This is a genomic window from Microbacterium mitrae (assembly GCF_008017445.1).
Lineage (GTDB): Bacteria > Actinomycetota > Actinomycetes > Actinomycetales > Microbacteriaceae > Microbacterium > Microbacterium mitrae.
In genome coordinates, this window is record NZ_VRSW01000003.1 from 21,514 (window position 1) to 35,509 (window position 13,996).

Annotated in this window: 9 protein-coding genes and 1 pseudogene; 4 read left to right on the plus strand and 6 right to left on the minus strand. The window is 63.2% G+C overall.

The annotated features are described in order from the left end of the window. Positions 1 to 355 precede the first annotated feature (355 nt). From FVP60_RS09440 to FVP60_RS09455, 4 genes and pseudogenes are all read left to right on the plus strand, one after another. Positions 356 to 1,272, plus strand: a pseudogene (locus FVP60_RS09440) (carbohydrate ABC transporter permease). Beyond that, positions 1,272 to 2,228, plus strand: a complete 957-nt coding sequence (locus FVP60_RS09445; RefSeq protein ID WP_147826046.1) for a carbohydrate ABC transporter permease — start codon at positions 1,272 to 1,274, stop codon at positions 2,226 to 2,228. Before FVP60_RS09440 ends, FVP60_RS09445 begins: the two are co-directional and overlap by 1 nt. A gap of 27 nt (positions 2,229 to 2,255) precedes the next feature. Beyond that, positions 2,256 to 3,617, plus strand: a complete 1,362-nt coding sequence (locus FVP60_RS09450) for an ABC transporter substrate-binding protein (RefSeq protein WP_147826047.1) — start codon at positions 2,256 to 2,258, stop codon at positions 3,615 to 3,617. A gap of 148 nt (positions 3,618 to 3,765) precedes the next feature. Next, the gene (locus FVP60_RS09455; RefSeq protein WP_147826048.1) at positions 3,766 to 4,809 is read left to right on the plus strand and encodes a VanZ family protein; all 1,044 of its coding nucleotides are present in this window, start codon (positions 3,766 to 3,768) and stop codon (positions 4,807 to 4,809) included. A gap of 116 nt (positions 4,810 to 4,925) precedes the next feature. Here the strand turns inward: FVP60_RS09455 and FVP60_RS09460 are convergent, their stop codons facing one another. The 6 genes from FVP60_RS09460 to kdpA all read right to left on the minus strand — a co-directional run bounded on the left by FVP60_RS09460 (position 4,926) and on the right by kdpA (position 13,978). Then, the gene (locus FVP60_RS09460) at positions 4,926 to 5,957 is read right to left on the minus strand and encodes an IS110 family RNA-guided transposase (RefSeq protein WP_147826049.1); all 1,032 of its coding nucleotides are present in this window, start codon (positions 5,955 to 5,957) and stop codon (positions 4,926 to 4,928) included. 379 nt (positions 5,958 to 6,336) lie between these two features. After that, positions 6,337 to 7,020, minus strand: a complete 684-nt coding sequence (locus tag FVP60_RS09465; RefSeq protein WP_147826050.1) for a response regulator — start codon at positions 7,018 to 7,020, stop codon at positions 6,337 to 6,339. Beyond that, positions 7,017 to 9,578 carry a sensor histidine kinase gene (locus FVP60_RS09470; protein ID WP_147826051.1) on the minus strand — a complete coding sequence of 854 codons (2,562 nt, stop codon included), beginning with the start codon at positions 9,576 to 9,578 and terminating at the stop codon, positions 7,017 to 7,019. Before FVP60_RS09470 ends, FVP60_RS09465 begins: the two co-directional genes overlap by 4 nt. Before the next feature lie 3 nt (positions 9,579 to 9,581). Beyond that, entirely contained in the window at positions 9,582 to 10,166 is a 585-nt protein-coding gene (gene kdpC, locus FVP60_RS09475; protein ID WP_147826052.1) for a K(+)-transporting ATPase subunit C, read from the minus strand. A gap of 24 nt (positions 10,167 to 10,190) precedes the next feature. Further along, complete coding sequence (gene kdpB / locus FVP60_RS09480; RefSeq protein WP_147826053.1) at positions 10,191 to 12,323, minus strand: potassium-transporting ATPase subunit KdpB; 2,133 nt, start codon at positions 12,321 to 12,323, stop codon at positions 10,191 to 10,193. After that, positions 12,320 to 13,978 carry a potassium-transporting ATPase subunit KdpA gene (gene kdpA, locus FVP60_RS09485; protein WP_425463454.1) on the minus strand — a complete coding sequence of 553 codons (1,659 nt, stop codon included), beginning with the start codon at positions 13,976 to 13,978 and terminating at the stop codon, positions 12,320 to 12,322. Before kdpA ends, kdpB begins: the two co-directional genes overlap by 4 nt. Positions 13,979 to 13,996 lie beyond the last annotated feature (18 nt).

Sequence of the window (13,996 nt, forward strand, 5' to 3'; positions counted from 1 at the left end):
GTTCTGTTGCGGGCTAGACCCCCGCCGCCCCGCGGCGGGCCCCGCCGGGGGCGGGCCCCCCCCCGACTCGTCTCTGCGTTGCGCGGCTTTTTTCGATAGCACTTCTCGTCGACGCAGTCAATCCCCTCGGCAGATGAGCCGACGTGTGTCGCAATGAGATCGTGAGGCTGCACCACCATCGCGCGCACCACAGATCATCTATCCGTCGTGCTGACGGTTCTTGGTAGCGACTTTCTGGCCTCCGCACGGACAAGCATCGATGCGCTGGCGCAGGGGAGCGGTCATGACGCTGAGGTCGGAAACAGAGACGCAATCTGTCGCTGTGCGCGAACGCAAGCGGCGCGGCGTTTTTCGCATGCCGGGCTCGCGCGTTCGATACAACAAGCGTGAGGCGCTTGCCGGTTACCTCTTCATTACGCCGTGGATCGTCGGTTTTCTCATCTTCACCGCTGGTGCGATGGTCTATAGCCTGTACATTTCGTTCAGCGATTACAATCTGGCGACGAACACCGCACGACCCGTCGGGATAGACAACTATGCCCAACTGTTCGATGATCCGAGGGTCGGCGCTTCGCTCGCGAACACCCTGTTTTATGTGGTGATGGCGGTTCCGCTGGAGATCATTTTTGCCCTGCTTCTCGCGATGTTGCTTGCCAGAGTCGGGCGAGGGGCCGGAGTCTTTCGCGTGCTCTACTACCTGCCGAAGATGACGCCCGCGGTAGCAACAGCCGCGGTGTTTTTCCTGCTCTTGAACGGTAATTCCGGCGCGATCAACCAGTTCTTACGCTTGTTCGGAATCGAGGGCCCGGCCCGCAGTGGCTGGTCGATCCGGCGTGGGTCAAGCCGAGCATCGTGATCATGACGCTGTGGACGGTAGCCGGAACCATGGTGATTTTCCTCGCCGCGCTGAAGAACGTGCCAAACGAACTGTATGAAGTCGCATCTCTCGACGGAGCGGGGGCTATCCGCAAGTTCTTCTCGATCACGTTGCCGATGATCTCCGGCGCTATGTTCTTCAACGTCATTGTGCTGTCGATCGCCGCGTTTCAGATCTTCGACCAGGCATTCATCATCTTCTGGCGCGACCAAAGTAACTCATCGCCAGAGGCGTCGCTGTTTTACGCGATTTATCTCTTTCAACAGGCGTTCCGCCAGTTCAATTTCGGGTTCGCGGCTGCAATGGCGTGGCTTCTGTTCGTGATCATTCTCATCTTCACCGTCATCCAAGTGAAGTTTGGCAATCGTTTCGTGTTCTATGAGGGAGACAAATAATGTCGGCTCCGCTTCAGCAATTGCGTCAGCCTGTCACCCCGTCACCGGACTCGCAAACGACCAACCTAGTGGTTCCGAAACGCGGCTCAAAATTTCGTCGCGGGTTAAACCAGCCAAAGAGCTTTGTCGCGCGCATCGTCTTAGCCGTGTTGCTTGTGCTGTTCTCCTTGCTGTTTCTCTATCCGTTCGCCTGGCTCATCGCCGCGAGCCTCAAGCCACGCGGCGAGGTCTTCGACAACGCCCTCATTCCCAAAACCGTGGTTCCGGAGAATTACGTCGAAGTGTGGAACCAGTTGCCTCTGCTGAGTTGGATGTGGAACAGCATCGCAATTGCTTTGCTCGCAGCGGGAGCCGTCGCCATTTCGAGTTCGATTGTCGCGTTCGGATTCGCCTACTTCAAATTTCCGGGGCGAGGATTGTTGTTCGGGCTGGTGTTGGCGACGATGATGCTGCCGGGTGCCGTCACGATGATCCCGATCTATCTGATCTGGAAGCAAACGGGCATGCTGGGCACGTGGGTGCCGCTATGGGGCATGAACCTCTTCGGCTCGGCGTTTTACATCTTCTTGCAACGGCAGTTCTTTCTCGGGCTACCGAAGGAGCTGTTTGAGGCGGCACGCCTCGACGGCGCCAATTACTGGGGACTGTTCTGGCGCATCGCGATGCCGCTGTCCATCCCCTCGTTTGTCATTGTCTTCTTGTTTGAGTTTCAAGCCAGCTGGAACAACCTGCAATCGGCTCTCATCTATCTCAATGCGGGCGAAGTCGAAGACTTCACGGCGCCTCTCGGTATCGCTTTCGCGATGACGAAATACAGCCCCACGGCCGGAGGCCATGGCGACTATCAGTACGTCATGGTTGCGTCCCTCATCGTTACTCTCCCCATGCTCATCCTCTTCGCTTTCGGCCAGCGGTACTTCATCGAAGGTGTCGCAACGCAGGGCCGAAAAGGTTGACCGATACACAACTCGAAAGGAACAGAGATGCGAAATCGCACAATTGGAATTGCGGCGCTCGCCGCGGCATCGCTGCTACTCGCCGGATGCGGCAGCGGTGGCGCCGGTGCGGCTGGCGACGCAGATTTCACAGCAGAACCGTCTGGAACCCTCAACGCGTGGGGGTTTGAGAACGCGGACGACGTCGGAACCTCGAGGCTGGACTTCGCTGCCGAGAAGTTGGATGGGGTGGAGGTCAAACTCGATGCCACCGCTTTCGACGCCCAAAAATTCACCACACGCGTTGCTGGCGGCAACGTGCCAGACGTTGTACAGATGGATCGCCGCTATGTGACGACGTACGCCGCACAGGGGCTGATCATGCCGTTGAGCGCCTGCTTTGACGCGCACGATGTCAAACCGCGCGATCACTGGTATCCGTCGGTCGTTGACGACGTCACCTATGACGATGAAATCTGGGCGGTGCCGCAGTTCTATCAGCCACCGGCAATTATCGTCAATAAGAAGGTGCTCGACGAAGCGGGTGTGTCGGCAGATGAATTTGACACGTCTAACCCCGACAAGCTGATTGCGGCGATTGGCAAGATTTACCAGGAGTCCGGCGGCGTGCCAACGCGACTCGGGTTTGATCCGATGGCTACTGGCCAGTCGGGCCTGTGGATTTTGGGCATGGGCGGGCAACTCAATGATGCTGACGGTGCTCCGACGCTTGACGACGAGAGCAATATCGCGGGTCTTGAGATGTTGAAAAAGATCACCGACGCACAGGGTGGCTACGCGAAAGTGAAGAGCTTCACCGACTCATTTGACACATTTGGTGACAACAATCAGTACGTCGCCGGTCAGGTGGGGGCGCAGATTAACGCGCAGTGGTACCCGAACGTACTGGGGCCATACGCCGATCAGATCGACATCGAGGCGGTTCCCTTCCGCAACGCTGACGGCGAGCCGTTCTCTGTCGCGTCGGGCACGTCTTTTGTCATTCCCGTCGGATCAAAGAACCCCGCAGCCGCTTGCGCGTGGATGATCAACCTCACCTCCGATGATGCGTGGATGGCAGCTGGCGAGGCGCGGGCCACCACGCTCACTGAAAATGGCGGGCTCAATACCGGTTTGTTCACCGGCTCACCCGCTAGCGACAAAGCTATTCGCGACAAGTTCGTGGTTGAGACAGGAAACGCCGGGTTCGATCAAGTGATCGCAACGTACTACGACGTTGCAGATTACGGTCAGTCGTTCGGATCTTCGCCAGCCGGACAAGAAATTCAGAATGAGCTGAATAACGCCGTCACTGCCACCTTGTTGGGCGACAAGACCGCCGAACAGGCGCTTGCAGACGCTCAAGATGCGGCCCTGCGCGCGTACGAGAGTGCTATTGCCGGCCAATAGCCGGGTGACACGCGATGGGCTGGTCGACCGTGCGAATCCGCGGCGACCGGCCCATCGGAGCTCCTCAGCACAACGCGCCGCTCGTTAAACTGTCATCAGTGGTTTGAGGTGTTGGTGCGGCCGGATATGCCCCGAGCGAAGCAGGTGGATGAACAACCAGGTTTATAGCGCGATCATGGCGATCTTGCTGGGCGCGGTCGTGTGCATCGTCGTATTCGTTCCATTCGTGGCGGTGAGCTACCGCCGTCGCGGCACGCTGACCTTCGGACGTATTGTGCTGTGGGCTGCGGCTGCCGTCTATGGCCTCGCGATCTGGACATACACGCTTCTGCCACTTCCGGAGTCCGACGGTTACGCGTGCGCCCCCATCAACCTTGACCCATCGACTGTCGTCGATGACGTGCGCGACGCGCTCGCGACCGGCAACCCGCTGACGAGCGTGTTCTTGTTGCAACTCGTATTTAACGTGTTGTTGTTTGTTCCGCTCGGGTTCTTTCTGCGCGTGCTGGCTGGCCGCGGCATTGTGGTTGCTGGCCTGGTCGGTCTCGGAATCTCACTGATCATCGAGTTCACGCAGGTCACCGGCGCGTGGGGTCTGTATCCGTGCGCGTATCGAATTTTCGATGTCGTCGACATGATGACCAACACCTCCGGTGCGCTGATTGGCTCGATCATTGCACTCATGGTTCCGCGCCACCTCCGCGCAACCGACCTCAGCGCCGAAGCTGCTGAACCGCGCCCCGTTACTCGGTGGCGCCGGTTGCTTGCGATGCTCTGCGATGCGCTGGGCTTCTGGCTCGTTGCCGTCGGCGTGACGGTGACGATTGCTCTCGGCTATTCGGTGCTTACGGGAATCACCGACATCGGCGAATGGCCCGCCACCGTCGGCGCCGCAGCCGCCGTCGCGCTGTGGAGCATTTTCACGCTCGCCACCGGTCAATCGGTCGGCGACTACTCGGTCATGTTGCGATATGTCGAGCCGCGGGTGCCCGTTGTCGTCGCCCGCATTTTGCGTCCCATGGGCGGAATCGTTGGCTGGTACTTGATCGGTCTCGTGCCCCTTATCGGGGGCCAGCTCGCCCCTGCGTTCGCGCTCGCGACGTTCATCCTGATCTTCTTTACTCCCGACTCCCGCGGCCTCCCAGGCTTCATCTCGACCCAGCGCCTCGTCGACGCCCGGGAACCCCGGTAAATGTCGCGAAACCCGGTAAATTTCGCCCGAAAAGTGCGGGTTTCGCGACAAAGCACGGGTTTCAGGACAGCGGAACCACGGGGTGCGGAACCACGCGCTCGAAGCTTCTATGTTTGTCAACCGTTTTCGAGGAGGCGGTAGATGTGTCGGGCGAGGAGTCGTTTGAGGCTGCGTCGGATGTTGCGGTCGGTGTCTCCGTCTGCTCGGCGGCGGGCGGCGTAGGCGAGGGTTTCGGGGTGTGATCGCCATCGGGTCATGATGACGCGGTGCAGGGCCGCGTTGAGGCGTCTGTCGCCGCCGCGGTCGAGGCGGTGTTGGGTTTTGTTGCCGCTGGATGCGGGTTTCGGGGCGACTCCGGCGAGGCGGGCGAACGCGGCTTCGGAGTGGATGCGGCCGGGGTGTGACCAGGACGCGAGGAACTGGGCCGCGCTGACGGGTCCGATGCCGGGTTCGGCGATCAGTTGCGGGGCGAGGGTCGTGGTCCAGCCAGCGAGCTCGGTCTTGTTCCGGTTGATGTCGGTGGTGAGTGCGCGGATGCGGGTCGCGAGACGGATGGCTTCCGCGCGGGCGGTGCGGGTATCGATCGCGTCGCTGCTGCGGGTGCGCCAGGCCGCGATGCGGGTGATTTGGGTGGCGGTCAGGGCGCGGCGGGTGTCGATGCCGAGATCGAAGCGGCGCGTCAGCGCGTTGAGCGCGTTGATCGCTTGGGTGCGTTCCCGGGTCATGTCGGTGCGGGCAGTGAGGAGGATCTGGATCGCGTCGCGCTCCGGCCCGGCTTTGCGGTCCGCGAGGCGTTCAATATCCATCGGGAGAACCGCGGTCGCGGCGGTGCGGGCATCGATCCGGTCGTCTTTGCCCGCGGGCCGGTAACGGATGTGTGGGGCTTCAACGACGCGCACTCCCGCGCCGGTGAGGGATTCTGCGAGTTGCCGGCCGTAGGAGCCGGCACCATCGATCGCGGCGAGCAGCGCCTGCCCGCCGGTCGCTTCGTGGAGCCAGTGCGCGGCACGAGAATTCCCGGCCGGGTTGGCGGGAAACGAGCGCTCCGCGATGAGGCGGCCGGTGTAGTCCATGAGCGCGTACTGGTGTTTCTGGGAATGCGTATCAACGCCGGTGACGAACCGGTAGTTGTCTGCAACGATAGTCACTGCGATCTCCTTTGAATCGAATGGGCGGTCGTGGCCGACGCCCGGGATCTACAGGAAATCGTCGTGGGACAAAACTGTCATGAGCCATCACGGCAGAGCTTCTATCAAGTCACCACGACGGGCAGAACCCGGCGTCGGCACCCACCACCAGACGGACAATTCGAGCGCAAGACACACGCAAACGCGGTCAGTTGAGCGATGAGTCACGTCCAGCAGCAAGTACCAACACCGAGCCTGTCAGCAGACACCGTCGGCCACCACCCACACTGACAGTTGAGCGAGGACGCGAAGCGACCGAGACGAAACTGCTGCCCCCGATCGATCACGCCGGGGGCAGCAGTTTCGTCCCGCTTCGCTCGCGGGGCGGGCGGCACGGGGCTCAGGGGCCTGGGGAAATCACCAGGCGGTACCCGAGGCCCTGCTCGGTGATGAGGTGCTGCGGGTTGGCGGGGTCGGGCTCGAGCTTCTTGCGCAGCTGAGACATGTACAGACGCAAGTAGCCGGAGTCGGTGACGTCGTCGCTGCCCCAAATCTCTTTCAACAGGGTCGCGCGGGTGACGAGCGCCCCGGTGTTGCGCGCCAGAAACTCCAGCATTTTCAGCTCGGTCGGGGTGAGGTGCACGCGCTCACCATCGCGCGTGACCGTGTGCGTCGCGAGGTCAACGACGACGTCACCAAACGCAACCGCTGGTTCCGACGCCACCAGCGTGATGCGACGCGACAGCGCCCGCACGCGCGCCAGCAGCTCGTCAATCACGAAGGGCTTTGCGAGGTAGTCGTCGGCACCCGCGTCGAGCGCATCGACCTTGTCGCCAGAACCGGTGCGCCCACTCAACACGATGATCGGGGCGGTGGTCCAGCCACGGAGCCCGGCGATCACGCCCATGCCGTCGAGGCGCGGCATGCCGAGGTCGAGCAGCACGAGGTCGGGGTGTTCCTTTGCGGCCAACGCCAGCGTGTCGGCGCCATCGCGTGCCGCCACGACTTCGTACCCCTGAGTCGAGAGCGTGATCCGCAACGCCCGCACCAACTGAGGGTCGTCGTCGGCGATCAGAATTTTCATGCTGCGGTCTCCTGCGTCGGCAGTTCCAGCACCATCGTGAGGCCACCGCCCGGGGTCGTCTCAGCGGTCAGCGTCGCGTTCATACCCTCAGCAAACCCCTTCGAGAGGGCAAGTCCCAAACCGAGCCCGGTCGTGTTGTCGGTGTCGCCCATGCGCTGGAACGGCTGAAACATATCCGCCCGCTTCTCCTCGGCAACACCTTCGCCATGATCAATCACCCGAATCTGTGCATGCTCACCGTAACTGCTCGTCGTGATCGTGACGGGTTGGTCGGCGGGCGAGTAGCGCAGCGCATTAGACAGCACGTTGACAACGATGCGACGCAGAAGGGCGGCGTCTGCGAAGACTCGCGGAACCATGGGGTCAAGTGCCAGCACCACGGCACCCGGGCGGGCGCCGATTTCGTCGATAGAGGCGGTGATCACATCGGCCATGTCGATCATCGTGGATCGCACAGCCAGGGCCCCACTCTGCACGCGCGACACGTCAAGCAGGTCGGAGATGAGGTGGGAGAGCGTGCTGAGGCTGTCGTTGGCCGCTTCGATGAGCTCATCGCGGTCGCTGGGTGAGAGCCGGTCGCCCGCCGCCCGAATACCGCCGACGGCCGCGACGGCCGCCGCCAGCGGACGCCGCACATCGTGGCTGACCGCCGACAGCAGGGCTGAACGCACGTGGTCTGCCGCTGCGCGTTCGCGGGCTTGGCGTGCCTGCTCGGTCAGTTCTTGCCGCTCGAGCGTCGCCTCCATCTGCGTGACAATCGCGTCGAGCACACGGCGCTCGGTCGAATCTAGCGTCACACCGTGTATTTCAAGCACGGCACGGGAACCGACCGGAACCACGAGCGGCGGTTGCGGCGTCGGCTCGCCATCGACGGCGATGATTCGGGGTTCGGTTTCAGAACTCCCCTGCGGCGTTTCGCCTGCGTGCGCTTGCGTCACGACGGGCGATTGCGTTTGGGCGGAGGGAATGGTCGTCACCAGGCGCACGCCGGTGGCGCCGAAGGCTTCGCGAGTGCGGGCGATGATGGCCTGCGCAGCGTTCTCGCCACGCAGCACACTGCCGGCGATGGTCGCGAGAAGCTCGCTCTCTGCGGTTGCGCGCCGAGCGACGCGGGCGCGGCGGGCGGCTTGATCGACGATGTAGCTGACGAGAACGGCGATGACGACGTAGAGCGCTAGGGCCAGCGCGTGCGCGGGGTCGCTGATGCGAACGGTGTTATATGGCTGGATGAGCATATAGTCCAGCGAGAGCCCGGAGAGCACCGCGGCGACGACCGCGGGCCACAGGCCTCCGACGAGCGCGACGACGACGACGAGCAGTTGGTAGGCCAACGCGCTGGGCGTGAGGTAATCGGTTCCGCGCACCTGCACGAGTAAAAAAGTCAGGAGCGGTCCGATGAGCAACGTGATCGCCAGACCCACCAGTTTGCGCTTCGTGGAGAGCGCACCGCGCAAGCGTGGAAGACGGCGGCGACCGGCCGCAGCCGCGTGGTTGACGATGTGAACGTCAATGTCGCCGCTGGTACGAATAACAGTGGCGCCGATGCCGGGCCCCGAGGTCGCGGCGGCCAGCCGGCCGCGGCGAGAGGCCCCAAGAACAAGCTGTGTCGCGTTGACCGACTTCGCAAACTCAACCAGCGTCGTCGGCACGTCTTCTCCGACAACGGCGTGGAAGGTTCCACCCAGCGACTCGGTGAGGGCGCGTTGGGCGGTGAGCGCCGTGGGGTCGCTACCGCGCAGACCATCCTGGTGTGAGACATGCACGACAAGAAGTTCGCCACCCGACGAACGGGCGGCAATGCGAGCGCCGCGGCGAATCAATGTCTCGCCTTCGGGGCCACCGGTCAGCGCGACCACGACGCGTTCGCGGGTCTGCCACGTGCCATCAATTTCGTGCTGCTCGCGGTAGCTCAGGAGCGCTTGCTCGACCTCATCGGCCAGCCACAGCAGCGCGAGTTCGCGCAGCGCCGTGAGGTTGCCGAGGCGAAAGTAGTTCGACAGCGCCGCATCAATGCGTTCGGCCGGATACACCTGGCCTGCGGTCAAACGATCACGCAACGCTTGGGGCGCGATATCGATGACCTCGATCTCATCGGCCGAACGCACGACGGCGTCCGGCACGGTCTCGGTCTGCGTGATCTGTGTGATGCCACGCACCACGTCATTGAGTGACTCAATGTGCTGCACGTTGACGGTGGTGATGACGTCGATTCCCGCAGCGCGGATCTCCTCAACGTCTTGCCACCGTTTCTCGTTGCGGCTGCCCGGTGCGTTGGTGTGCGCGAGTTCATCGATGAGCGCGACGTCAGGGTGACGCGCGATGAGCGCATCGACGTCGAGCTCACTGAGCGTCACGCCGCGGTGGTCGGCGACCCGGCGGGGCTGAAGTTCGAGGCCCTCAGCCTTCGCCAGGGTCGCCGCTCGCCCGTGCGTTTCGAGCACGCCGACGACCACGTCACGGCCGTCGGCGGCCAGACGGTGACCTTCGGAGAGCATCTCAAAGGTCTTGCCCACGCCGGGGGCGGCGCCGAGAAGTACCCGAAGGTAACCGCGTTTCATTCTTTACTCGTTCTTCGAGAGCGCGTCGAGCGCGAGGTTGAGTTGCAGCACGTTGACCGTCGGTTCACCGAGGTAGCCCAGATCGCGGGGTTGCGTGTGCGATTCTACGAGCGCGAGCACGTCGGTGGTGGCCAATCCGCGTGCTTTCGCCACGGCCGTTGCCTGACTCGTCGCGTTCTCGACCGAAATGTGAGGGTCAAGACCGGAGGAAGAGCTGGTCAGCGCGTCGGGTTCAGATGCCCCGGCCGCGAGTCGTTCTGTGATCGCCGCGATCAGGTCTGGGTTCTCCGGGCCGAGGTTACTGCCCGAAGAATTGCCAGCGTCATACCCGACGGCAGAAGGTCGCGGCTGGAAGTATTCCACCAGCGGCATGCCATCTTCGTCAGTGAACGGCTGTCCCAGGAGAGCGGAACCGACGACGTCGCCGTCAGCGTTCTGAATGAGTGATCCGTTGGCTTGCGCAGGGAGCGCTACCTGGCCGACTGCCCACACGGCGGTCGGGTAGATGATGCCAAGGCCCACGGTTGCCAGCGCGAGCGCGCGAACGGCGGTGCCGAACGTGCGTGATGTGGTGCGAGTGCTTGCCATGATGTTTTCCTTACGCTGCGCGGCCTACAGGCCGGGCAGCACGCTCACGAAGAGGTCAATGATTTTGATGCCGATGAACGGGGCGATCACTCCGCCGAGTCCGTAGAGCAGGAGGTTGCGGCTGAGGAGCTTCGAAGCGCTCATCGCGCGGTAGGTGACGCCGCGCAGTGCCAGCGGAATCAACACGACGATGACCAACGCGTTGAAGATAATCGCGCTCAGCACCGCTGAGGCGGGCGATGACAGCCCCATGATGTTGAGGGCCGCAAGCCCGGGGAAAACACCCATGAACATCGCCGGAATGATGGCGAAGTACTTGGCGATGTCGTTCGCGAGGGAGAACGTCGTAAGCGCGCCGCGCGTGATCAACAGCTGCTTGCCGATGCGCACAATGTCGATGAGCTTGGTCGGGTCAGAGTCGAGGTCAATCATGTTGCCCGCCTCCTTTGCCGCGCTCGTGCCGGTGTTCATAGCCACCCCGACATCTGCCTGGGCCAGCGCGGGAGCGTCATTGGTTCCGTCGCCCGTCATCGCCACCATGCGCCCACCCTCTTGCTCCTTGCGGATCAGGTCGAGCTTGTTTTCGGGCGTCGCCTCGGCGAGGTAGTCGTCAACGCCAGCCTCGGAGGCGATGGCGGCGGCCGTGAGCGGGTTGTCACCGGTGATCATGACGGTGCGAATGCCCATCGCACGCAACTCGTCGAACCGTTCGCGCAGGCCCTCCTTGACGACGTCTTTCAGATGCACGACGCCGAGGATGCCCGCGGCGTCCGGGCCGATCACGGCGACCGTGAGCGGCGTGCCGCCATCGCCCGCGATTTGGTCGGTGACGGTCGTGACCGCAGCGTCGATGTCGGCCGCAATCGCGATGTTCTCGCTCGCGAGCCACGCACGCACGGCCGAGCCGGCACCCTTGCGAATGCGGGTGCCGTCGGGCAGGTCAAGGCCGCTCATTCGGGTTTGCGCGGTGAACGGAACCACGACTGCGGAGTCGGCGGAGGTTGCCGTTACACCGCGCAACTGCGCGAGTTCAACGACCGATGCGCCCTCGGGTGTGGGGTCGGCGAGCGATGAAAGCGCGGCCGCACGAGTGAGGTCGGTGACGTCGACTCCCGGGGTCGCGACGAAGTCGACGGCGCGACGGTTGCCGTAGGTGATGGTTCCGGTCTTATCCAGCAGCAGCGTGGTGACGTCACCCGCAGCCTCGACGGCACGGCCCGACATCGCGAGTACGTTGCGCTGCACGAGGCGGTCCATTCCGGCGATGCCGATTGCGCTCAGGAGCGCCCCGATCGTCGTCGGAATGAGGCACACCAGCAGCGCGATGAGCACCGGAATCGAGACCGGAGATCCGACATATCCGGCAATCGGGTTGAGTACGAGCACAACCACAAGGAAGGCGATCGAGAGGCTCGCGAGGAGAATGTTGAGCGCGATTTCGTTGGGCGTGCGCTGGCGGGCAGCGCCTTCGACGAGCGCAATCATGCGGTCAACGAACGTGTCGCCCGGCTTTGCCGTGATGTGCACCACGATGCGGTCGCTCAGTACGCGGGTGCCGCCGGTAACGGCCGAGCGGTCGCCACCAGATTCGCGCACGACAGGTGCCGATTCGCCCGTGATGGCCGATTCGTCGATCGTCGCGATGCCCGAAATGATGTCGCCATCACCCGGCACCAGCTCGCCCGCGGTCACGATGACAACGTCGCCGACGGTGAGCTCGGTAGAAGCGACCGGGCGGGTGTCGGCCACCGTTGCGTTGACGTCGGAGGCAGCGTTGTAGTTCACGACGACAGTGGCCATCGTGGTGCTGCGGGTCTTGCGCAGGCTCTGCGCCTGCGCCTTGCCACGGCCTTCGGCGACCGACTCCGCGAGGTTCGCGAACAACACGGTGAGCCACAGCCACACCGCAATTGCGATCGTGAAGCCGAGCTCGCCGCCCGCCCCGATGAAGGGGCTCGCGATGGCGAGCACGGTGGTGAACGCCGCGCCCACCCACACGAGCATCATGACGGGGTTGCGCCACTGCTCGGCGGGATTGAGGCGGCGAATTGTGCCGGGGAGTGCCGCCGTGAGCTGCTGCATCGACAGTGTTCGCTTGGCTTGGAAACGAGGCGAGGGCTGGGTTTCGGGCCGCGGAACCGCGGGTGCGGTGGTCATGAGATGAGTCCTTCTGCGAGGGGGCCGAGGGTCAGCACGGGAAAGTACGTCAGCGCCGTGAAGATCACGACGACACCCGTGAGGAGGCCGGCAAATTGCGGACGGTGAGTGGGAAGCGTGCCGACGGTCGCCGGAGCCGATGTCTGCTGCGCGAGCGAGCCGGCGAGGGCGAGCACGAGCATGATCGGCAGGAATCGGCCGAGCAGCATCGCAACACCAAGGGCAGTCGCGAGCCACGGTGTGCTTGCCGTGAGACCGGCGAACGCCGAACCGTTGTTGTTCGATGCCGATGTGAAGGCATAAAGCACTTCGCTGAGACCGTGGTTGCTGGGGTTCAAGATCGAGACGTTTTCAATCTCTTCGCGGATACCCGGAATCGCAAAGCTCAAACCGGTTCCGAGGAGCACGAGCGTCGGCGTCACCAGAATGTAGAGGCTCGCGAGCGTCATTTGCTTCGGGCCGATACGCTTGCCGAGGTATTCGGGCGTGCGGCCAATGAGCAGGCCACCCACGAATACGGCGATCACAGCGAGCACGAGCATGCCGTACAGGCCCGAGCCCACACCGCCGGGCGAGATTTCGCCGAGCATCATGTTGATCATTGGCATCATGCCGCCGAGCGCGGTGTACGAATCGTGCATCGAGTTGACGGCACCCGTTGAGGTCATGGTGCTGGTGGTTCCGAACAGGGTCGAACCGAGAATGCCAAACCGTTGCTCTTTACCCTCCATCGCGCCCCCAGCAAGCTGCGGAGCGGTTCCGTTCGCCGCCAACTCAGCCCAGCCGACGAGCACCAGGCTCGTGAGAAAGAGGCCAGCCATAACGCTCACGATGACGATGCCCTGGCGGGTGTCTTTCACGAGCATGCCGAACGTGCGGGGCAGCGAGAACGGGATGATGAGCATCAGCACGATCTCGAACAGGTTGGTCCACGCCGTCGGGTTTTCGAACGGGTGCGCCGAGTTCGCGTTGAAGTAGCCGCCGCCGTTCGTGCCGAGGAGCTTGATCGCCTCTTGGCTCGCGGTGAGGCCACCGGGGATCGACTGCGTGCTGCCCGTCACGGTGGTGACGTCAGTGAAGCCGTTGAGGTTCTGGATCACACCACCGGCGATCAGCACGATCGCAGCGATGAACGAGATCGGCAGCAGAATGCGCACGGTGCCGCGGGTGAGGTCTGTCCAGAAGTTGCCGAGCGTGCCGCCCGAGCGCGATGCGAAACCGCGCACAACGGCGATCGCAACGGCCATGCCGACTGCGGCCGAGACGAAGTTCTGTACCGCGAGGCCAGCGGCCTGCGTGACGTATGCCATCGTCACTTCTGGCGAGTACGACTGCCAGTTGGTGTTCGATATGAAGCTCGCCGCGGTGTTGAAGGCGACGCCCTCCGGAACCGGCGGGAGGCCGAGCGAGAAGGGCAACCACTGCTGTATGCGCTGCAGTGCATATACCGCGATGACGCTGACGAGGCTGAAGGCGAGAACAGCGCGCAGGTACGACTGCCACGACTGTCCGCGGCCGGAGCTGACGCCGATCAGGCGGTAGATGCCCCGCTCAACACGGAGATCTTTTGACGACGAGTACACCCGCGCCATGTACGAACCGAACGGCTTGTAGGCAACGATGAGGATGAGGGCGAGCGTGAGCGCCTGGAGCACGCCGAAGACAATGGTATT